The sequence below is a fragment of the Variovorax sp. UC122_21 genome, from assembly GCF_044056785.1.
GTDB lineage: Bacteria > Pseudomonadota > Gammaproteobacteria > Burkholderiales > Burkholderiaceae_C > Variovorax.
The window spans coordinates 2,114,291-2,133,614 of the sequence record NZ_CP172004.1; the positions used below are offsets into that span (position 1 = coordinate 2,114,291).

The following is a 19,324-nucleotide window of genomic DNA, read 5'->3' on the forward strand; positions in this document are numbered from 1 at the left end:
GATTTACCTGCATTTGGAGAATCAGATTCTATTTTTCATGGCAAAAATAAAACTCGACGCCATAGACAGGAAGATTCTCGAGCTGCTGCAGCTCGATGCCGGGCGCCAGATCGCCGAGCTCGCGAGCGAGGTCGGCCTGTCGCAGACGCCGTGCTGGCGCCGCATCCAGCGGCTCAAGGAAGCCGGCGTGATCACCCGCAACGTGATGCTGGTCGATCCGCAGAAGGTCAACGTGGGCGTGACGGTGTTCGTCGCCGTGCGCACCAGCACCCACACGCAGGCCTGGTTCGATCGCTTCAAGGCCGTGGTCGACGTGATCCCCGAGATCGTCGAGTTCTATCGCATGAGCGGCGAGATCGACTACCTGCTGCGCGTGGTGGTGCCCGACATCGCGGCCTACGACAAGGTCTACAAGCGGCTGATCGCCGACACCGAGCTGTTCGACGTCAGCTCCAGCTTCGCGATGGAGGAGATCAAGTTCACGACCGCGCTGCCGCTGTCGTACGCGCAGTAGCGAAGGGATCAGGCCGGATGGGCGAGCGCGAACAGCGCGCGCGCCATTGCGTCGATCTCGTCGCGCATCGTGAGCGTGGCCAGCCACGGCGCCGGAATGCCCGCCACGCCATGGAAGGCGCCCGCGAGCTGGCCGCAGATCGCGGCCGTGGTGTCGGCGTCGTCGCCGAGGTTGGCGGCCGCGAGGATCGCCTGCTCGAAGGAGTCGGCCTGCGCGAAGCACCACAGCGCCGCTTCGAGCGATTCCACGCAATAGCCCGAGCCCTTGATCGCGTCGCGCGGCTTGTCGCGCCAGCGGCCCGCCGCGAGCGCGGCCACGCCGGGGCTCGGTGCTTCGCCGATGTCGCGCGGCGCGAGGATCGACGCCTTGTCCTCGCCGCGCAGCGCGGCCTGCAGCTGCAGCGCGAACAGGCGCGAGCAGGCGATGGCCTCGGCCGCGCCATGCGTGGTGCGCGTGCTGTCGGCGGCATGCCGCAGCAGCGCGGGCGTATCGGCCACCCCGAACATCGCGACCGGCGCGAGCCGCATCAGCGCGCCGTTGCCGGCGGTGCGCGGATCGGGATCGCCCGCGAAGGGATCACCGTTCGCCAGGTAGCGCGACAGCGCGTTCGACACCGTGATGCCGATGTCGAAGCAGCGCCCGTTGCTGCTCATGTAGCCCACGCTGCGCCAGTTGCAGTAGCGGTTCATCTGGTCGACGGCATCGAAGCCGCGGCAATGGAGCAGGCTGGCCGCGAGGCACAGCGCCATCGAGGTGTCGTCGGTCCATTCGCCGGGCGCGAGGCCGAAGGGGCCGCCGCCCTGCATGCCGGTGACGGGCACGAAGCTGCCGCGCGGGCTGAATTCCACGCGCGTGCCGACGGCGTCGCCGCAGGCCAGGCCGAGCAGGGCGCCGCGGAAGCGGTCTTCCATCGAGATCGTCATGGTTTCAGCCCGCCCGCAGTCGGTCGCGCACGGCCATCAGCGCGAAGCCCAGCAGGTTCTGGCCGCGCCAGCGCGTCGGCTCGCGCGCGTCGGCATGGCTCGCGGCCATGCCGATGCCCCAGATCGCGTCGTAGGGGCTGGCTTCCACCAGCACCTGCTCGCCGGTGCGCAGCAAGAACTCGCCCATTGCCGCGTGCTGCGAGAACTTCGCGAGGTTGCCCTGCACGACCAGGTCGAAGGCCGCGTGCTTCCAGGCCGCGTCGTCGAAGCCGCGCACCGCGCGGCCCAGCTTCTTGGCCTCGGCCGGCGTGCGCGCGGCGAGCACCTGGCCCAGCACCTCGGTGTCGCCGAACAGCCGCGCCTTGCCGGCCATCATGAAGTGCTCGGCCGTGGCGTAGCGCACGCCCTCGATCTCGAACGGCGCCTCGAACCACTGGCTGAAGCAGCCCTTGCCGGCGCTGCCGTCCTTCTCGGGCTGGTGGCCCCAGAACAGCAGGTAGCGGGGGTCGAAGCCTTGGGCGATGCGGTCGATCAGGGCGGTGCGGTGCAGGGGGGTGTCGGTCATCTCGTGATCCCTTTCTCGTCTTCGAGGTCCACCGGCTCCTGCTTCGTCGAAAGCGGTGGAGGCGGTGTCCTATTTATTAGTTGCTCAGTACAACAAATTGAGAGTTGTATAGTACAACTAATCATCCGAACGTCAAGCCCGCGTGAGCAAGCCTTCCTCTTCCCCTCCTCGCTCGACTTCCCCCGCCCCCTCGTCACCGTCGACGTGGCGATGTTCACCGTGCTCGACGACGCCCTGCAGGTGCTGCTGGTGCGCCGCCCCCCGACAGCGCCGAACCCTATCCGGGACGCTGGGCGCTGCCGGGCGGCTTCGTGAATGTGGCCGAGGACGCGACGCTGCTCGACTGCGCGCTGCGCAAGCTGCGCGAGAAGACCGGCGTGGTCACGCCCTACCTCGAGCAGCTCGGCAGCTGGGGCGGGGCGAAGCGCGATCCGCGCGGCTGGTCGGCCACGCATTGCTTCTATGCGCTGATCCCGGCGCAGGCGATGCAGCTGCGCGGCGGCGCCAACGCGGCCGAGGTGGCGTGGTTCGAGGTCGAGGCGGCGCTGCGCAAGCGGCTGGCCTTCGACCATGGCGAGCTGCTCGCGGCGGCGGTGGCGCGGCTGCGCAGCAAGGTCGAATACACCTCGCTGCCGGCCTTCCTGCTCGAGGAGCCGTTCACGCTGCCGGCGCTGCAGCACACCTACGAGGTCGTGCTCGGGCGCCCGGTCGACAAGAGCGCGTTCCGCAAGCGCATGCTCGACGGCGGCTTCATGGAGGAGGCCGGCATGCTCGCCGGCGGGCCCGGGGCGCCCGGCGATGAGCTACCGGCTGCGCGACCGTTCGCAGGCGGCGCTGTTCCCGCGCACCTTCAATGCCCGGCCCGACGCGGGCTGAGCGCGCCGCGCCTCACAGGCGCAGCATCATCGCCCCAAGGTAGGTGCGCACCGCCGCGCTGCTCGCGAGTCCGATCGCGCGCTCGTAGGCCTGGCGCGCCGCCGCACGCGCGCCGCCGGCCGCCAGCAGGTGCGCGCGCGCGGCCCAGAAGGGCTGGTAGTTCGCAACCTCGTCGGGCGGGATCGCATCGAGCGTGCGCAGGCCCACGTCGGGTCCGCGCGCGTTGGCGAGCGCGCAGGCCAGGCTCACCTGCGCGCCGATGCTCGGCCGCAGCGCGAGCAGGCCTTCGTAGAGCGACACCAGCGCCTCGGGCGGCACCGGCGCGCCGACGCGGCGCTCGCAGTGCGCCGACTGGATCGCGGCCTCGAGCTGGTAGGCGCCCAGGCGCTGCATGGCCGAGGCGCGGCGCAGGCAGGCCTCGGCCTCGGCGAGCAGGTCGGGGTCCCAGCGCGCGGTGTCCTGCTGATCGAGCGGCACGTAGGCGCCGGTGTCGCTGCGGCGCGCCTCGGCGCGGCTCTCGCAGAACAGCATCAGCGCGAGCAGGCCCAGCGGCTCGGGCTCCTCGGGCATCAGCGCGCAGAGGATGCGGCCGAGGTCGATGGCCTCGGTGGTGAGGCCGTCGGGCCGCGCATCGGCGCCGTCGACATCGTCCCAGCCGGTGCCGTAGGCGGCATAGATGCCGTCGAGCACGTCCTGCAGCCGCTGCGGCAGCTCGCGCTGCTGCGGATATTCGAAAGGGATGCGCGTGTTGCGGATGCGCGTCTTGGCGCGCACCAGCCGCTGGCTCAGGGTGGCGGGCGAGGTGAGGAAGGCGCTGGCCATGCGGGCGGCGTCGAGGCCCAGCACGGTCTGCAGCATCAGCGGCGTGCGCGCGGAGACATCGATGGCCGGATGGGCGCAGACGAAGAACAGGCGCAGCCGGTCGTCGGGCACCGCATGGCCCTCGGCCTCGGCGGTGTCCATCTCGCCGGCCAGCAGCAGCAGGGTCTGGGTGGCGTCGTCCTGCACGCGGGTGTGGCGCCAGGCATCGAGGCGGCGGTTGCGCGCGACGCTCAGCAGCCAGGCGTCGGGCCGCTCGGGTACGCCATCGGACGGCCAGCGCTCGAGCGCGCGCGCGAAGGCATGGGCCAGCGCGTCCTCGGAGCCGGCGATGTCGTGCGTGCGTGCCGAGAGGATCGCGAGCAGCCGGCCATAGGACTGGCGGGCCGCTCGCTCGGCGGCCTCGCGGGCGGCCGTGTCGTTCATGGCGCGTGCCCCGGCGGCCTCAACCGCCCAGGGCGGACGCATCGTCGCGCCGCTCGAATTCGGCAGGCGCCTGGTAGAACAAAAGCATGTACTGCATGGTGCAACTCCGTCACGAAAAGCGGACCGCAAGAGCGCTCACACCAATGACGGCCGGCCGACCGCCATTTCGACAGCGAGTTGCATATTCTTCGACGTCGCGGGCGGCAGCGCAATGCCGGTCGCGCGCGTTTTCAGGATCGGGCGCGGTGCGGCGCGGGGCGAGCCCGCACCGCCGCGCCGAGACACTCCTACGCGGCCCGGGCCTGTTCCTTCGGCGCGAACATCGCCTCGAGTTCGCTGCGCAGCTTGAAGGCGTGGGTGCCGGTGTCCATCGCCACGTCGGCCCAGGTCAGGCTCTGGCCCTTGCGCACCGGGCGCACCAGCTTGATGCCGTGCGCCAGCCCCAGCGGCAGGCCGCCGATGCGCAGCGAGCGCTCGGCCGGCAGCAGCTTGCCCCAGACCGTGTAGCCGCCTTCGCCGTCGAGCAGCTCGCCGGGCGCGAGGTCGCGCTTGGCGGTGGCGACCACGTCGGCGTTCCAGCAGGTGGCCACGCCCGTGGGCTCGCCGCGCAGCGCCACGCTCGCGACCGACAGGCCGACCTCGAGCCCGATCAGGTGCCAGCGCTTGTAGAGCGTGAAGTAGCGCCCGCTCGGGTCGGTGTGGGCGTTGTATTCCTCGAAGCAGTTCTTGATGTAGTCGGTCTCGGCCTCGACCGTGACCCACACGCCCATGCGGATGTCGTAGGGGATCTTCCGGCCATCGGCCTCGAGCGAGGACACCACCTCGACCATGCCCTTGCGCTCGAGCACGCCGCCCTCGCTGCGCGGGCGGGTCACGAACGGGATGTCCTCCACGCTGGCCGGCGGGTAGAGCAGGCCGTCGGAAGGCACGCCCAGCCCGGTGGCATTGGCCACGGCCGAGCTCTCGATCGAGGGCTTGGAGCCGTCGAGGAAGCTGTTGAACATCTTCGGGTTGAGCCCGCCGCGCTGCGCCTGCTCGGGCGTGAGGCCGTAGTTGCCCCAGACGGTCTCGGGCGTGGATTCGCTGAAATGCGGCAGCCACTTGTGGCCGCGCCCGGCCGCCACCACCGGGAAGCCGCAGGTGCGCGCCCAGTCCACCAGGTCGCAGATCAGCGCGGGCTGGTCGCCGAAGGCCAGCGAATAGACCACGCCGGCCTGCTGCGCGCGGCGCGCCAGCAGCGGGCCGCAGAAGGCATCGGCCTCGACCGTCACGTTGACCACGTGCTTGCCGTGCGCGAAGGCGTCGAGGCAGTGGTCGACCGCGGCCACCGGGTTGCCGGTGCACTCGACCACGATGTCGATCGACGGCTCGCGCGTCACGGCCTGCCAGTCCTCGGTGATCCAGGTGGCGCCGGACTTCAGCGCTTCCTGCACCGAGGTTGCGTTGGCGCGCGCGGCCTCCCAGCCCACGCGCTCGAGGTTGACGCGCGCGGCCGCGGGCGAGAGGTCGGCGATCGCGACCAGCTGCACGCCCGGCGTGCGCGGGATCTGCGCGAGGTACATCGAACCGAACTTGCCGGCGCCGATCAGGCCGATGCGGATCGGGCGGCCTTCGGCGGCGCGCTGCTGGAGTTTCTGGTGGAGGCTCATGGAAGGGGCTTGGTCTCGGTGGTTCTTCTTCGGGGGCTCAGGCGACGGCCTCGAGCGTCTCGGTCGAGGTGCGCAGCGCGCTTTCGGGCAGGCCGTTCTTCCACGGCAGGTCGACCGGGTAGGGCTGGAGCAGGCAGTCGTCGGGCAGCATCTCTATCGGCGCGAAGTCGCGGTGCGCGATGTACTCGGGACGCTTGTGGCGGCGGATGTGGTTGCTGACCGCGCACAGGCTCAGGTAGACGGCCACGCGGTTGAACGGCGACAGGTTGCTGCCCGAGGCATGCACCAGGCAGCTGTGGAACAGGATCATCGAGCCGGCCGGCCCCTTGGGCGAGACGATGCCGCCGTCCTTGCCGCCGGCGCGATCCACCAGCTGGCGGATCAGCGCGTTGTCGACCGTCCACAGCGGGTAGCTGGTGGTCGTGAGGTCGTGCTTGGCGTCGACCACGCCCTTGCGGTGGCTGCCCGGGATGAACATCAGCGGGCCGTTGTGCTCGTTCACGTCGTCGAGAAAGATCGCGACGTTCATCGCGCGCTCGGTCGGCATCAGGTCGTCGTTGAGCCAGGTGCCGTAGTCCTGGTGCCATTGCCAGACGTCGCCCTCGAAGGCCATCTTGCCGTTGATCTTGAACTGGTGCATGTAGACCTCCTCCTCGAAGAGGTCGCGCACCGGGCCCACCATGCGCGGATGGCGCGCGAGCTTCGCGAACGGCTCGCTGTAGAGGTGGGCCGCGAAGTTCGTGCGCACCGCGTCCGATCCCTTCTCGCGCACGTTGAAGGCCTCGCGGCGGCCGTAGAGCTCGGGCACCGCGTCGGTCAGCACGCGGACCTCGTCGGGGGAGAAATGGCCGGGAAAGAACAGGTAGCCGTCGCGCTCGAACTGCGCGCGTTGCTCGGGGGTCAGCTTCATGCGGTGTCTCCTTGGGTCGTGCGGGGGTGGGAAGGGGAAGAGGGGGCCGATGCGGGTGAGGCTGCGCGCGCAAGCTGCTCGGCCAGGCGCCGGCCCAGCGCCTCGCTGGCCCGCGCCACGTGCTCCTCGCTCAGGCGCGCGGCCTCGCCGGCGTCGCCCGCGGCGATGGCGGCCGCGATGGCCTCGTGTTCGTCCCACAGCGACTCGCGCTGCGGCTCGGCCTGCAGCACCGCGCCCATCGCGCGGCGCAGGTGGCGCCAGTGTTGGTCGGCGCTCTGCGCGATCAGCGGATTGCCCGAGGCCGCGTAGATGACCTGGTGGAAGGCCATGTCGGCATCGATCATGGCCTCGACGTTGCGCCCGCGCGCGGCGCGGCGCCCGCGTTCCATCAGCTTGGGGTCGATGCGAAAGCGTTCGGCCGCCGCGAGCCGCGCGGCCAGCACGTCGAGCGCGCCGCGCACCTGGTAGACCTTGCGCATCCAGTCGGGATCGAGCGGCGCCACCAGCACGCCGCGGCCCGGCGCGTCGTGCACGAAGCCGTCCTTCTTGAGCAGCCGCAGCGCCTGCAGCACCGGCTGGCGCGACACCGCGAGCCGCTGCGCGATGTCCTCCTGGGTGAGCCGCTCGCCGGGCGCGAGCTCGCCGCTGCTGATCGCGCCGAGCAGGGCGCGGTACACCTGGTCGACGAGGTCGGGCGCGACCTCGATGCTGACGAGCTGGGCGGGCATGGCGGGACTCCGTTTCTGAACTCTGTATACAGAGTACGAAATTCGGAGCGGCGGCGCAGCTAGGGTTTTCACCGGAACGGCCGGCGGCGCGCGCAATGCTCGCGTAACGCGCGGCCAGACAATCCGGCCCGGCCCGGCCCCGATTCCCGCCGGCCTTTCTTTCTTTTCAGGTCAGCTTTTCGTGACCTTCCGGGTGTACAACCCTCGCCCAATGCAAAACCAAGACAACAAAGCAACGCAGGACCTTCGCCACGCCTCGCCGGCCGGACTCGCGCGCGGGCGCGTGGGCTGGCCCCGCCAGGGCGTCGTCCTGGGAGCGGCCCTGCTGCTGAGCGCCTGCACGCTTGGCCCCGACTTCAAGACCCCGGGCCTGCCGCCCGCCGCGCAGGGCGCCGACTACACGCCCTCGCCGATGCCCGAGCGCACCGCGCAGGCGCCGGTGCCGGGCGGCCAGTCGCAGCTGCTGCTGCCGGGCCGCGACATTCCCGCGCAGTGGTGGGCCGTGTTCCGTTCCGAACCGCTCGACCGCCTGATCCGCGACGCGCTTGCGCAGAGCCCCACGCTGGCCTCGGCCCAGGCCACCTTGCGCGAGGCCCAGGCCAACTACGAGGCGCAGTCGGGCAGCCTGCTGTGGCCCCAGGTCAACGGTTCGCTGGGCGGCACCCGCGAGCGCGCCTCGCAGGTGACGACGCAGGTGCCGGGCGGCCAGCTGCTCACGCTCTACAACGCCCAGGTCAACGTCAGCTATGCGCTCGACGTCTTCGGCGGCAACCGCCGCGCGCTCGAGGGCGCGCAGGCCACGCTCGAGGCGCAGCGCTACCAGGTCGAGGCGGTCTACCTGACCCTCACCGGCAACCTCGTGACCACCGCGATCCGCGAAGCCGCGCTGCGCGCGCAGCTGGAGGCCACGCGCGAGGTGCTGCAGGCGCAGCAGCAGCAGCTCGACGTGATCGAAAAGCAGTTCGACACCGGCGCGATCGCCAAATCGATCGTGCTGCAGCAGCGCACCCAGCTCGCGCAGACCCTGGCCACGATCCCCGCGATCGAGAAGTCGCTCGCGCAGACGCGGCACCAGCTCGCGGTCTACGCGGGCCGCCTGCCGAGCGAGGCCGGCCTGCCCGAATTCGATCTCGCGAGCCTGAGCCTGCCGGCCGAACTGCCGCTGTCGCTGCCCTCCGAGCTCGCGCGCCAGCGGCCCGACGTGCGCGCCAGCGAGGCGCGGCTGCACGCGGCCAGCGCGCAGATCGGCGTGGCCACCGCCAACCTCTATCCCAAGTTCAACCTCACCGGCAGCTACGGCAGCAGCGCCACGCGCTCGCGCGAGCTGTTCCGCTCGGCCACCGACTTCTGGAGCGTGGGCGCCGCGCTCACGCAGCCGATCTTCGACGGCGGCACGCTGCGCGCGCAGAAGCGCGCGGCGGTCGCGGCCTACGACGCGGCCGCGGCGCAGTACCGCGACACCGTGCTCGGTGCCTTCCAGAACGTGGCCGACGCGCTGCGCGCGCTCGAGATCGACGCCACCGCGCTGCAGACCCAGGCCACGGCCGAGTCGCTCGCCAGGCAGTCGCTCGACCTGGCGACGGCGCAGTTCCGCGCCGGGGCCGTCAGCTACGTGCAGCTGCTGACCGCGCAGCAGGCCTGGCTGCAGACGCACACCGCGCTGGTGCAGGCCCAGGCCGCGCGCCATGCCGACACGGCCGCGCTGTTCCAGGCGCTGGGCGGCGGCTGGTGGAACCGCGGCGAACTCGCCGACGCGACCATCGCCCCGGCCGCCGACGCCGCCGATGCCACTTCTGCCCCGGCGCGCAACTGAACCCCGCCGCGGCATGACAACCTCATGCCGCGGCAGCTCACCCCCTCATCCTTGACTCGAAGAGAAGCCTACCCATGACCCGGAGAATGATCATCATGATCGGCTGCGTGCTGCTGGTCGTTGCCGCGCTGGCGCTCGGCAAGTTCCTGCAGATCCGCGCGTTGATTTCCGCCGTGCCCAAGCCGGGCCCGCAGACCGTGTCGACGGTCGAGGTGCAGAAGCTGCAGTGGCAGTCGCAGTTCTCCGCGGTCGGCACGCTGAACCCGGTGCGCGGCGCCGACCTCGGCACCGAGGTGGCCGGCCTGGTGCGCCAGGTGCATTTCAAGTCCGGGCAGGACGTGAAGGCCGGCGCGCTGCTGGTCGAGCTCAACGCCGACTCCGACATCGCCCAGCTGCATGCGGCCGAGGCCGCCGCCGCGCAGGCCGCCACCGTGCTCAAGCGCGACCAGGCGCAGCTCGCGGTGCAGGCCGTGAGCCAGGCGCAGATCGATGCCGACACCAACGACCTCAAGGCCAAGCGCGCGCAGGTCGAGCAGCAGGCCGCCGTGGTGGCGAAGAAGTCGATCCGCGCGCCGTTCGCGGGCCGCCTGGGCATCACCACGCTGAACCCGGGCCAGTACGTGAACGCGGGCGACAAGCTGGTCACCCTGCAGACGCTGGACCCGATCTACGTCGACTTCACGCTGCCGCAGCAGCAGCTCGCCGGCCTCGCGGTCGGCCAGGTGGTGAACCTCGCGGTCGATGCCTTCGCGGGCCAGGCCTTCAGCGGCAGGATCAACGCGATCAGCCCCAAGGTGGATGCCGCCACGCGCAACGTGCAGGTGCAGGCGACCGTCTCGAACCCGAAGCAGCAACTGCTGCCGGGCATGTTCGCCACCGTGAAGATCGACATCGGCGGTGCGCGCGAACAGCTCACGCTGCCATCCACCGCCGTCACCTACAACCCCTACGGCTCGACGGTGTTCGTGGTGAAGACGGCCGATGCCTTCAAGGCCGCGACCGCGCCCGCCGCTGGCGCATCGGGCGCCGCGCCGGCGGCCAACGCCAATGCGCCGAGCGGACAGCAGCTGGTCGCGCAGCAGGTCTTCGTCGAGACCGGTCCGACGCGCGGCGACCAGATCGCCATCGTCAAGGGCCTGGAGGCCGGCCAGGTGGTGGTGAGCAGCGGGCAGAACAAGCTGAAGAACGGCACGCCGGTGAAGGTCGACAACAGCGTCCAGCCGACCAACAACCCGAACCCGACGCCGCAGGAAAAGTGAGGCCGCACGCATGAACTTCACCGACATCTTCATCCGCCGGCCCGTGCTGGCGATGGTGGTGAGCCTGCTGATCGTGGTGCTGGGGCTGCGCGCGCTGGCCGGCCTGCCGGTCAACCAGTACCCGAAGACCGAGAACGGCGTGGTCACCATCAGCACCGCCTACTACGGTGCCGACGCCGCCACGGTCGCGGGCTTCATCACGCAGCCGCTCGAGGCCGCCGTGTCGCAGGCCCAGGGCATCGACTACCTGTCGTCCTCGAGCAGCCTGGGCGTGTCGACCATCACCGCCACCCTGCGGCTGAACTACGACTCGAACCGCGCGCTGACCGAGATCAACACCCAGGTCAACTCGGTGCGCAACCAGCTGCCGCCGCAGGCGCAGCAGCCGGTGCTGACGGTGGCCACCGGCCAGACCACCGATGCCATGTACATCGGCTTCTACAGCGACACGCTGCCCAACAACAACGTCACCGACTTCCTGGTGCGCGTGGTGCAGCCCAAGCTCAATGCCATTCCCGGCGTGCAGACCGCCGAGATCCTGGGCGCGCGCACCTTCGCGCTGCGCGCCTGGCTCGACGCGCAGAAGATGGCCGCCTACGGCGTGACGGCAACCGACGTGAGCGCCGCGCTGGCCGCCAACAACTACCTCGCCGCCGTCGGCCAGAGCAAGGGCCAGATGGTGAGCGTGCCGCTCACCGCGGGCACCTCGCTGCACAGCGTGGACGAGTTCAAGCAGCTGTCCATCAAGAGCAGCAACGGCGCCATCGTGCGGCTGCAGGACGTGGCCAACGTGACGCTGGGTTCGGAGAACTACGACTTCAACGTCGCCTTCAACGGCGTGCGCTCGGTGTTCATCGGCATCAAGGTCGCGCCCGAGGCCAACATCCTCGACGTGGCCAAGCAGGTGCGCACCACCTTCCCCGAGCTGCAGGCCCAGCTGCCCAGCGGGCTGACCGGCAAGATCGTCTACGACTCGACCGACTTCATCAACACCTCGATCAGCGAGGTGATCAAGACGCTGGTCGAGGCGCTGTTGATCGTGACGGTGGTGATCTATCTGTTCCTCGGCAGCCTGCGCGCGGTGCTGGTGCCGGTGATCGCGATGCCGCTGTCGCTGATCGGCACCTTCTTCGTGATGCTGGCGCTGGGCTACTCGATCAACCTGCTCACCTTGCTGGCGCTGGTGCTGGCGATCGGGCTGGTGGTGGACGACGCCATCATCGTGGTGGAGAACGTCGACCGCCACATGCGCGAGGGCAAGACGCCGATGCAGGCCGCGCTGCTCGCGGCGCGCGAGCTCGGCGGGCCCATCCTCGCGATGACCGTGGTGCTGGTGGCGGTGTACGTGCCCATCGGCTTCCAGGGCGGGCTGACCGGCTCGCTGTTCACCGAGTTCGCGTTCACGCTCGCGGGCGCCGTGGTGGTGTCGGGCGTGGTCGCGCTCACGCTGTCGCCGATGATGTGCTCGCGCATCTTCAAGCCCGAGCAGGACAGCGGCAAGTTCGCGTCGAAGATCGAGCACGTCTTCGAGCGCGTGCACCACCGCTACGAGCTGATCCTGCGCGGCGTGCTTCGCACCTGGCCGGTGATGATCGTGATGGGGGTGATCCTCATCGGCCTCCTGTTCGTGATGTTCAAGATGTCGAAGTCCGAGCTGGCGCCTGAGGAGGACCAGGGCATCGTGCTGTCGCAGGTGGTGGGCGCGCCCACGGCCACCATCACGCAGATGCAGACCTATGCCGACCAGATCTTCAAGGTCGCGCACGACACGCCCGAGTACGCGCAGCTGTTCCAGCTGACCGGCGTGCCGAGCACCAATGCCGGCATCGCCGGCGTGCTGCTCAAGCCCTGGGACCAGCGCACGCGCAGCGCGCACGACATCCAGGCCGACCTGCAGCAGCGCTGGAACGGCATCGCCGGTGCCAAGGTGGTGGCCTTCCAGTTCCCGGCGCTGCCGGGCGCCTCGGGGCTGCCGGTGCAGTTCGTGATCAAGACCACCGAGCCGTTCGAGAACCTCAACACGCTCGCGCAGCAGATCATGGACAAGGCGCGCGCCGAAGGAAAGTTCTACTACATCGACGCCGACCTCAAGATCGACCTGCCGCAGGCCACCGTGGTGGTCGACCGCGACAAGATCGCCTCGCTCGGCATCACGCAGCAGGACGTGGGCAACGCGCTGGGCGCGGCGCTCGGCGGCGGCTACGTCAACTACTTCTCGATCTCGGGCCGCTCCTACAAGGTGATCCCGCAGGTGCAGCAGGTGGACCGGCTCAACCCCTCGGACGTGCTGAACTTCTACATCAAGACGCCCAACGGCGTGGTGCCGGCCAGCACGGTCGCGAGCCTGAAGTACAGCGTGCAGCCGCAGACGGTGAACCACTTCCAGCAGCTCAACTCCGTGACCATCCAGGGCGTGCCCAGCGGCACGCAGGGCGAGACGCTCGAGTACCTGCGCGGCGTGGTGCAGCAGCTCGCGCCCAGCGGCTACACGGTCGACTACGCGGGCCAGTCGCGCCAGTTCGTGCAGGAGTCGGGCAACTTCGCCATCACCTTCGTGTTCGCGCTGATCATCGTGTTCCTGGCGCTGGCGGCGCAGTTCGAGAGCTTCCGCGATCCGATCGTGATCCTGGTGTCGGTGCCGCTCGCGCTGTTCGGCGCCATGATCTTCATCTTCTGGGGCTTCGCCTCGATGAACATCTACACGCAGGTCGGGCTGGTCACGCTGATGGGCCTCATCAGCAAGCACGGCATCCTGATCGTCGAGGTGGCGAACCGGCTGCAGAAGCAGGGCCTCAGCAAGCTCGACGCCATCGTCGAGGCCTCGGGCACGCGGCTGCGCCCGATCCTGATGACGACGGCCGCCATGGTGTTCGGCGTGCTGCCGCTGGTGATCGCTTCGGGTGCGGGCGCGGCGGGCCGCAAGGCGATGGGCATCGTGATCTTCAGCGGGCTGTCGATCGGCACGCTGTTCACGCTGTTCGTGGTGCCGGCGATGTACCTGTTCATCGCGGCGCGGCACCAGAAGGAAGAAACCGGCCAGGCCGACCCGGTTGCGCCGCAGGGGCAGGTGGCGCCCGAGGCCTGAGCCGGCGCCCGTGCAACAGATGCAGAGCCCGCGGTCGCGAAGACCGCGGGCTTCTTTTTTGGGGCGGCCTTCTCGTGCCCGCGGCCTTGCCCGCGCGCTTTCAACTGCGCGACACTTAGGCCCATGCAACTCCCCACCTACGACGACGTCACCGCCGCGGCCGCGCGGCTCGAAGGCCATGCCCACCGCACGCCGGTGCTGCGATCCAGCACCGCCGATACCCGATGGGGCGCACAGTTCTTCTTCAAGTGCGAGAACTTCCAGCGCATGGGCGCGTTCAAGTTCCGCGGCGCGTTCAACGCCCTGTCGAAGTTCGACGCCGAGCAGCGCAAGGGCGGCGTGATCGCCTTCTCGTCGGGCAACCATGCGCAAGCGATCGCGCTCGCCGCGCGCCTGCTGGCCATGCCCGCGGTGATCGTGATGCCCAAGGACGCGCCGGCCGCCAAGCTCGTGGCCACGCGCGGCTACGGCGCCGAGGTGGTGCAGTACGACCGCTTCACCGAGGACCGCGAGGCGCTGACACGCCGGCTCGCCACCGAGCGCGGCATGACGCTGATCCCGCCCTACGACCATCCCGACGTGCTTACTGGCCAGGGCACGGCCGTGAAGGAACTGATCGAGGAAACGGGCCCGCTCGACCACCTGTTCGTCTGCCTCGGCGGCGGCGGGCTGCTGTCGGGCTCTGCCCTGTCGGCGCGCGCGCTCGCGCCCGGCTGCAAGGTTTACGGCGTCGAGCCCGAGGCCGGCAACGACGGCCAGCAGTCGTTCCGCGCGGGCCGCATCGTGCACATCGACACGCCCAAGACCATCGCCGACGGCGCGCAGACGCAGCACCTGGGCGAGTACACCTTCGGCATCATCCGGCGCGACGTCGACGACATCTTCACCGTGAGCGATGCGCAGCTGGTGGAGGCGATGCGCTTCTTCGCCGAGCGCATGAAGATGGTGGTCGAGCCCACGGGCTGCCTCGCGTTCGCGGCAGCCTGCGCGGCCGGTCCGCTGATCGCGGGCCAGCGCGTGGGCGTGCTGATCAGCGGCGGCAACGTGGACCTGGGGCGCTACGCGGCGCTGCTCGGCGGCACCGCCTGACAAGGTGTGAATAAACCTACTGCGCGCCCCGATCTCGCACCTGCGGTCCTCACCGTACAGAGTACGGCTCCGGGTCCTCGGCGCGACCTCGGGGCGCTCGCTACGGTTTCTTCACACCTTGTGAGGTCGGCGCCAGACGACCCGGCGCGCGTTCTCCCCGCATTCGAGCAACTGCCGGTAGGCCGGCGCATCGAAGCCCGGCAGCTCGAACAGCCAGGCCTCGAAGCGCGCGAAGCCGCCGGCCAGTGTGGTGACCGCCATCAGCGGCTGCGTGCCGTCGCGCTGCGCGCAGGGCTCGATCCACACGCGCGGCAGGCCCTCGGCCAGGGTCTGCGAGCGCACCGCGATCGCATCGATGGTCGCGAGCTCGACACGGGTCTGCACGCTGCCCTGGCGCACCAGCATCAGCGCGTCGCTGCCGAGCGCGATGCGCGCGCCGTCGTAGGGCGATTGCGACGGGGCCGCCGGTCCCTTGCCGCGCAGCGCGCCGCGCGACTGCTGGAACGCGCGCAGCGAGCGGCTGCCGAAGATGTAGGCCGTGCCCACCGCATAGAAGACGGCCTGGAAGCCGATGAAGGCGATCGTCGCCGGGCCCACGCCGTTGGCGTTGCGCGTGGAAACCAAGGTCCAGAGCGCGAAGGCGCTGGCGACGGCCGCGACCGCGCTGATCGCGCCCCAGAGCCAGGCCGCCGCGCGGCTGCCGCGCAGAGCGGCCAGGAACACCAGCGCGTAAACGGCCAGCCGGATGCCGATCATCGAACTGGGCCGCGCGGCCACCTGCCACAGCTCCGTGGCGACATAGATCGCCGCGATCGCGGCCAGCGGCCAGGGCGCGCGCGCCATCAGCCGACGCGGATGCCCGCGGCCGTGAGATGCAGCAGCCGGTCGGCGCGCGCGGCCGCGCTCTCCGAATGCGTGACCAGCACCAGCGAGGCGCCATGCTCGCGCGTCTGCGCGATCAGCAGGTCCATGACCTTGGCGGCGGTCGAGGGATCGAGGTTGCCCGTGGGCTCGTCGGCCAGCAGCAGCGCGGGCCGGTGAATCAGCGCGCGCGCGATCGCCACGCGCTGCAGCTGGCCGCCCGAGAGCGTCTGCGGCAGCCGCGCGCCCATGCCCGGCAGGCCCACGGCTTCGAGCATGCGCGCGATGCGCGAATCGTCGCGGCGCTCGCCGAGCAGCATCAGCGGCAGCGCGACGTTCTGCGCCACGTCGAGGTGCGGCAGCACGTGGAAGGCCTGGAACACGAAGCCCACGTGGCGCCGGCGCCAGAGCGCGCAGGCCTCGGCGTCGAGCGCGCCGATGTCGGTACCGTCGTGCACCACGCTGCCGGTGTCCCAGCGGTCGAGGCCGGCCATGCAGTTGAGCAGCGTGGACTTGCCGACACCCGATTCGCCGACGATGGCGACGAACTCGCCGGGCTCGATCGCGAGGCTGACGTGCTCGAACACCGGCGCCTGGCCGTAGTGCTTGCCCAGATCGGAGAGGCGCAGGGTCATGGGATAAGCGTGGGTGCGATGAGGCGCACCGCCGACGGCAGCGCGTCGGGCGCGTCGCAGGCGATCACGGTGCGGTGGGGCATGCCGCGCAGCCAGGTGACCTGGCGCTTGGCGAGCTGGCGCGTGGCGGCGATGCCGCGTTCGCGCAGGTCCTGCAGGGCGGCGGCATCGGGCGGGTCGGCGACGCCGAGGGTTTCCCAGGCCTGCCGGTAGCCCACGCAGCGCATCGAGGGCTGCTCGGGCGAGAGGTCGCCGCGCGCGCGCAGCGCACGCACCTCGTCGAGGAAGCCCGCGGCCAGCATGGCGTCGAAGCGCTGCGCGATGCGCGCATGCAGCCAGGCGCGGTCGGCGGGCTCGAGCGAGAACAGTCGGCCGCCTTCGACGCCACGCGTGGACTTGCTGTCGCTGCCATGGAAGTGCGACAGCGGCTGGCCGCTGCTCTCGTAGACCTCGAGCGCGCGCTGGATGCGCTGGCTGTCCTGCGGCGCGAGCCGCGCGGCCGTGACCGGATCGACCTGCGCGAGCCGCGCATGCATCGCGGGCCAGCCGCGTTCGGCGGCCTCGGCATCGATGCGCGCGCGCACCGAGGCATTTGCCGCGGGCATCGCGTCGATGCCGTCGAACAGCGCCTTGAAATACAGCATGGTGCCGCCCACCAGCAGCGGCATCGCGCCGCGCGCGCGGATCTCGTCGATCAGCCGCGCCGCATCGGCCACAAAGGCCGCGGCGCTGTAGCTCTCGCGCGCATCGAGGATGTCGATCAGGTGGTGCGGCACCGCGCGCAGTTCGTCGGCGCTCGGCTTGGCGGTGCCGATGTCCATGCCGCGGTAGACCAGCGCCGAGTCGACGCTGACGATCTCCACCGGGTGTTCGCGCGCGAGTGCCAGCGCGACGGCGGTCTTGCCGGAGGCGGTGGGGCCGGCGAGGGCGATGAAGCGCGGTGGATCGGGAGAGAGGAAAAGGGACCCATGAAGGGGTCGAGCGTAGCAAATAGAGGGGACGAAGACGGGGAGCGGACTTCCGGACGCAGAGGACGCGAAGGTCTCGCGAAGGACGCAAAAGGAATGCAAGGAGATTTTTTGAATTTCTCTTTCGCGCTCTTCGCGAAACCTTCGCGTCCTCTGCGTCCGGCTGTTGTGTTTCTATATCAACTCGTCTCGCGCATGCGCCGTATGTCGCGCAGCGGCGGTGCCCCGAACAGCCGCGCATATTCGCGGCTGAACTGCGAGGCGCTCTCGTAGCCCACGCGCACGCCCGCGGTGCCGGCGTCGATGCCCTGGTTCAGCATCAGCTGCCGTGCTTCCTGCAGCCGTAATTGCTTGAGGTACTGCATCGGGCTCATGCCCGCCACGGCGCGGAAGTGCTGGCGGAAGGTCGAGGGGCTCGATGTTCGCGGAGGCCGCCAGTTCGTCGGCCAGCACGTTGCGCGTGAAGTTGAGCTTGAGCCAGGCCATGCTCTGCGCCACCTGCTGGCTCGGCGAGCCGATCGCCACCAGGCGCTGCAGCTGCGGTCCGTGGCGGCCCGCGAGCAGCCGCACCATGATCTCGCGCTGCAGCAGCGGCGCCAGCTGCGGGATCAGCCGCGGCTCGGCGAGCAGCTCGACCAGCCGCGTCACCGCGCCGAGCAGCGTGGGGTCGAGGTCGCCGAGCGACATCGCGCGCTGGTTGCCGTCCCGGGGCGGCGCGGGCAGCGCCATCTCGGCAGCCAGTTGCACGACCGCGCGCGGATCGAGCTGCAATGCCAGGCCGACGAAGGGATGCGCCGCGCTGGCGCGGGTGATGTGCGAGACCACGGGCAGGTCGGCCGTGGTCAGCAGCGACTGGCCCGCCGCGTAATCGAACACCTCGCCGCCGAGCGCCACCCGCTTCTGCCCGCTGACCGTGATGCCCAGGCCGAAGCCGTAGAGGCAGTGCAGCGGCGCTGTCGCGGCGCTGCGGCGGTGCAGCGAGAGCGCGGGAATGGCCGTGAGGTAGTCGCCGTCGGCGTGCGCGGTGCGCGCCACGGCGCGTTGCAGGTCGTCGAGCACGGCCGGGGAATCCAGCCGCGCGGGCTCGGCGAGGTCCATCTGGATCCTTTCGAAGTACAGGTCGCGAAAAGTCTAGCCCGCCGCTTTCGTGCGGCGCGCATTTCCGTCGCAGTCTCGGTGTTTCAGGCGAGAACGCGAGCGAATCAGGCAAACGCGCGGCCGGTCTACGCCCCACACTCGCCGGCGGTGGGCCCGCGGCGCTGCGGTGTCGCGCGCCGCGGGCCCGCCGTCGAATCAGGCAACCCTCCTTTCCACGATGAACACAGAAAAGATCACCTCCATCGCAGCACCGCTCGTGCTGGCCCTGGCCGTCGGCGCCGGCGCGCTGTGGCCGCTGCAGGCCGACGCCAGCCTCGCGCTGGCCCAGAAGTACGCCTGCGTCGCCTGCCATCAACCCGCCACCAAGGTGGTGGGCCCGTCCTGGAAGGACATCGGCGCGAAGTACGGCGACGGCAAGGGCACGGCCGCGCAGCTCGCGGCCAGCATCAAGGCCGGCAGCTCGGGCAAATGGGGCCCGATGCCGATGCCGCCGCAGGCCCAGGTGCCCGACGCCGACCTGCAGGCGCTCGCGCAATGGCTGCTCGACGGCGCCAAGTGAATCCCGTTCCCCCACCCACCCTCGGAGAAAACAAGCAATGACTGCGCTCCACGTCAATGGCCGTGACCACACGGTCGATGCCGACCCCGGCACGCCCATCCTCTGGGCCCTGCGCGACACGCTGGGCATGACCGGCACCAAGTTCGGCTGCGGCGCCGCGCTGTGCGGCGCCTGCACCGTGCACCTCGACGGCCAGGCGATCCGCTCGTGCATCACGCCGATCGCCGCCGCCGAGGGCAAGAAGATCACCACCATCGAACGCATGACCGACGGCAGCGACCGCGTCGGCGCGGCCGTGCACGCCGCCTGGGTGCGGCACGACGTCGCGCAGTGCGGCTACTGCCAGAGCGGCCAGATCATGAGCGCGACCGCCTTCCTGCAGTCGCTGCCCGCGGGCAAGCAGCCCAGCGCCGACGAGATCGACTCGGCCATGGCCGGCAACATCTGTCGATGCGGCACCTATGCGCGCATCCGCGCGGCCGTGGCCGATGCAGCCCGCAACCTCGCCTGAAGGAAAAGCCATGCTGCCCCCACATCGACTACCACG

The 19,324-nt window shown here is 70.3% G+C and carries 17 protein-coding genes and 2 pseudogenes; 8 read left to right on the forward strand and 11 right to left on the reverse strand.

Features of this window, described 5'->3' with window-relative positions; genetic code table 11:
• Nucleotides 1–37 precede the first annotated feature (37 nt).
• Nucleotides 38–514, forward strand: coding sequence for an Lrp/AsnC family transcriptional regulator (locus ACHMXE_RS22340; protein ID WP_203201883.1), 477 nt, complete (start codon nt 38–40; stop codon nt 512–514).
• 8 nt (nt 515–522) lie between these two features.
• On the opposite strand, the gene ACHMXE_RS22345 is transcribed toward ACHMXE_RS22340, so the two are convergent.
• A complete protein-coding gene (locus ACHMXE_RS22345) occupies nt 523–1,437 on the reverse strand; it encodes an ADP-ribosylglycohydrolase family protein (RefSeq protein WP_395351341.1) in 915 nt (304 codons plus the stop codon).
• Between the two features lie 4 nt (nt 1,438–1,441).
• The gene (locus tag ACHMXE_RS22350) at nt 1,442–2,002 is read right to left on the reverse strand and encodes an NADAR family protein (RefSeq protein ID WP_395351343.1); all 561 of its coding nucleotides are present in this window, start codon (nt 2,000–2,002) and stop codon (nt 1,442–1,444) included.
• Nucleotides 2,003–2,122: 120 nt separating this feature from the next.
• Between ACHMXE_RS22350 and ACHMXE_RS22355 the strand changes: the two are divergent.
• Nucleotides 2,123–2,878: pseudogene (locus ACHMXE_RS22355) on the forward strand (NUDIX hydrolase).
• Between the two features lie 12 nt (nt 2,879–2,890).
• Here ACHMXE_RS22355 and ACHMXE_RS22360 read toward each other — a convergent pair.
• The 4 genes from ACHMXE_RS22360 to ACHMXE_RS22375 all read right to left on the reverse strand — a co-directional run bounded on the left by ACHMXE_RS22360 (nt 2,891) and on the right by ACHMXE_RS22375 (nt 7,410).
• The gene (locus ACHMXE_RS22360) at nt 2,891–4,123 is read right to left on the reverse strand and encodes an RNA polymerase sigma factor (protein WP_395351345.1); all 1,233 of its coding nucleotides are present in this window, start codon (nt 4,121–4,123) and stop codon (nt 2,891–2,893) included.
• A gap of 287 nt (nt 4,124–4,410) precedes the next feature.
• Nucleotides 4,411–5,772 carry an NAD(P)H-dependent oxidoreductase gene (locus ACHMXE_RS22365; protein WP_395351347.1) on the reverse strand — a complete coding sequence of 454 codons (1,362 nt, stop codon included), beginning with the start codon at nt 5,770–5,772 and terminating at the stop codon, nt 4,411–4,413.
• Nucleotides 5,773–5,809: 37 nt separating this feature from the next.
• A complete protein-coding gene (locus tag ACHMXE_RS22370) occupies nt 5,810–6,682 on the reverse strand; it encodes a phytanoyl-CoA dioxygenase family protein (protein WP_395351349.1) in 873 nt (290 codons plus the stop codon).
• Nucleotides 6,679–7,410, reverse strand: coding sequence for a GntR family transcriptional regulator (locus ACHMXE_RS22375; RefSeq protein ID WP_395351351.1), 732 nt, complete (start codon nt 7,408–7,410; stop codon nt 6,679–6,681). Before ACHMXE_RS22375 ends, ACHMXE_RS22370 begins: the two co-directional genes overlap by 4 nt.
• A 211-nt stretch (nt 7,411–7,621) precedes the next feature.
• Here ACHMXE_RS22375 and ACHMXE_RS22380 point away from each other — a divergent pair, with 211 nt between their 5' ends.
• The 4 genes from ACHMXE_RS22380 to ACHMXE_RS22395 all read left to right on the forward strand — a co-directional run bounded on the left by ACHMXE_RS22380 (nt 7,622) and on the right by ACHMXE_RS22395 (nt 14,656).
• Nucleotides 7,622–9,223 carry an efflux transporter outer membrane subunit gene (locus ACHMXE_RS22380; RefSeq protein WP_395351353.1) on the forward strand — a complete coding sequence of 534 codons (1,602 nt, stop codon included), beginning with the start codon at nt 7,622–7,624 and terminating at the stop codon, nt 9,221–9,223.
• Between the two features lie 74 nt (nt 9,224–9,297).
• Complete coding sequence (locus tag ACHMXE_RS22385) at nt 9,298–10,482, forward strand: efflux RND transporter periplasmic adaptor subunit (protein ID WP_395351355.1); 1,185 nt, start codon at nt 9,298–9,300, stop codon at nt 10,480–10,482.
• Nucleotides 10,483–10,492: 10 nt separating this feature from the next.
• Complete coding sequence (locus tag ACHMXE_RS22390; RefSeq protein WP_395351357.1) at nt 10,493–13,567, forward strand: efflux RND transporter permease subunit; 3,075 nt, start codon at nt 10,493–10,495, stop codon at nt 13,565–13,567.
• A gap of 123 nt (nt 13,568–13,690) precedes the next feature.
• Nucleotides 13,691–14,656 carry a threo-3-hydroxy-L-aspartate ammonia-lyase gene (locus ACHMXE_RS22395; protein ID WP_395351359.1) on the forward strand — a complete coding sequence of 322 codons (966 nt, stop codon included), beginning with the start codon at nt 13,691–13,693 and terminating at the stop codon, nt 14,654–14,656.
• Between the two features lie 111 nt (nt 14,657–14,767).
• Here the strand turns inward: ACHMXE_RS22395 and ACHMXE_RS22400 are convergent, their stop codons facing one another.
• From ACHMXE_RS22400 to ACHMXE_RS22420, 5 genes and pseudogenes are all read right to left on the reverse strand, one after another.
• Nucleotides 14,768–15,499 (reverse strand): hypothetical protein, encoded by a 732-nt coding sequence (locus ACHMXE_RS22400; protein WP_395351361.1) that lies wholly within the window; start codon nt 15,497–15,499, stop codon nt 14,768–14,770.
• On the reverse strand, nt 15,499–16,152 hold the full coding sequence (locus ACHMXE_RS22405; RefSeq protein WP_203201871.1) for an ABC transporter ATP-binding protein: 654 nt from the start codon (nt 16,150–16,152) through the stop codon (nt 15,499–15,501). Before ACHMXE_RS22405 ends, ACHMXE_RS22400 begins: the two co-directional genes overlap by 1 nt.
• Nucleotides 16,149–17,144, reverse strand: coding sequence for a tRNA (adenosine(37)-N6)-dimethylallyltransferase MiaA (gene miaA, locus ACHMXE_RS22410; RefSeq protein WP_395352751.1), 996 nt, complete (start codon nt 17,142–17,144; stop codon nt 16,149–16,151). Before miaA ends, ACHMXE_RS22405 begins: the two co-directional genes overlap by 4 nt.
• Before the next feature lie 155 nt (nt 17,145–17,299).
• On the reverse strand, nt 17,300–17,494 hold the full coding sequence (locus ACHMXE_RS22415) for a helix-turn-helix domain-containing protein (protein ID WP_395352753.1): 195 nt from the start codon (nt 17,492–17,494) through the stop codon (nt 17,300–17,302).
• 226 nt (nt 17,495–17,720) lie between these two features.
• Nucleotides 17,721–18,218: pseudogene (locus ACHMXE_RS22420) on the reverse strand (AraC family transcriptional regulator); the annotation flags it as partial.
• Nucleotides 18,219–18,435: 217 nt separating this feature from the next.
• Here ACHMXE_RS22420 and ACHMXE_RS22425 point away from each other — a divergent pair.
• Complete coding sequence (locus tag ACHMXE_RS22425) at nt 18,436–18,777, forward strand: c-type cytochrome (protein WP_256223031.1); 342 nt, start codon at nt 18,436–18,438, stop codon at nt 18,775–18,777.
• Nucleotides 18,778–18,814: 37 nt separating this feature from the next.
• Complete coding sequence (locus ACHMXE_RS22430; protein ID WP_296777200.1) at nt 18,815–19,288, forward strand: (2Fe-2S)-binding protein; 474 nt, start codon at nt 18,815–18,817, stop codon at nt 19,286–19,288.
• Nucleotides 19,289–19,324 lie beyond the last annotated feature (36 nt).

What these genes read in the sequence shown, in the direction of transcription:
- ACHMXE_RS22340 (WP_203201883.1), top strand. Translation starts at nt 38, where the DNA reads ATGGCAAAAATAAAACTCGACGCCATAGACAGGAAGATTCTCGAGCTG.
- ACHMXE_RS22345 (WP_395351341.1), bottom strand. Translation starts at nt 1,437, where the DNA reads ATGACGATCTCGATGGAAGACCGCTTCCGCGGCGCCCTGCTCGGCCTG.
- ACHMXE_RS22350 (WP_395351343.1), bottom strand. Translation starts at nt 2,002, where the DNA reads ATGACCGACACCCCCCTGCACCGCACCGCCCTGATCGACCGCATCGCC.
- ACHMXE_RS22360 (WP_395351345.1), bottom strand. Translation starts at nt 4,123, where the DNA reads ATGAACGACACGGCCGCCCGCGAGGCCGCCGAGCGAGCGGCCCGCCAG.
- ACHMXE_RS22365 (WP_395351347.1), bottom strand. Translation starts at nt 5,772, where the DNA reads ATGAGCCTCCACCAGAAACTCCAGCAGCGCGCCGCCGAAGGCCGCCCG.
- ACHMXE_RS22370 (WP_395351349.1), bottom strand. Translation starts at nt 6,682, where the DNA reads ATGAAGCTGACCCCCGAGCAACGCGCGCAGTTCGAGCGCGACGGCTAC.
- ACHMXE_RS22375 (WP_395351351.1), bottom strand. Translation starts at nt 7,410, where the DNA reads ATGCCCGCCCAGCTCGTCAGCATCGAGGTCGCGCCCGACCTCGTCGAC.
- ACHMXE_RS22380 (WP_395351353.1), top strand. Translation starts at nt 7,622, where the DNA reads ATGCAAAACCAAGACAACAAAGCAACGCAGGACCTTCGCCACGCCTCG.
- ACHMXE_RS22385 (WP_395351355.1), top strand. Translation starts at nt 9,298, where the DNA reads ATGACCCGGAGAATGATCATCATGATCGGCTGCGTGCTGCTGGTCGTT.
- ACHMXE_RS22390 (WP_395351357.1), top strand. Translation starts at nt 10,493, where the DNA reads ATGAACTTCACCGACATCTTCATCCGCCGGCCCGTGCTGGCGATGGTG.
- ACHMXE_RS22395 (WP_395351359.1), top strand. Translation starts at nt 13,691, where the DNA reads ATGCAACTCCCCACCTACGACGACGTCACCGCCGCGGCCGCGCGGCTC.
- ACHMXE_RS22400 (WP_395351361.1), bottom strand. Translation starts at nt 15,499, where the DNA reads ATGGCGCGCGCGCCCTGGCCGCTGGCCGCGATCGCGGCGATCTATGTC.
- ACHMXE_RS22405 (WP_203201871.1), bottom strand. Translation starts at nt 16,152, where the DNA reads ATGACCCTGCGCCTCTCCGATCTGGGCAAGCACTACGGCCAGGCGCCG.
- ACHMXE_RS22415 (WP_395352753.1), bottom strand. Translation starts at nt 17,494, where the DNA reads ATGAGCCCGATGCAGTACCTCAAGCAATTACGGCTGCAGGAAGCACGG.
- ACHMXE_RS22425 (WP_256223031.1), top strand. Translation starts at nt 18,436, where the DNA reads ATGAACACAGAAAAGATCACCTCCATCGCAGCACCGCTCGTGCTGGCC.
- ACHMXE_RS22430 (WP_296777200.1), top strand. Translation starts at nt 18,815, where the DNA reads ATGACTGCGCTCCACGTCAATGGCCGTGACCACACGGTCGATGCCGAC.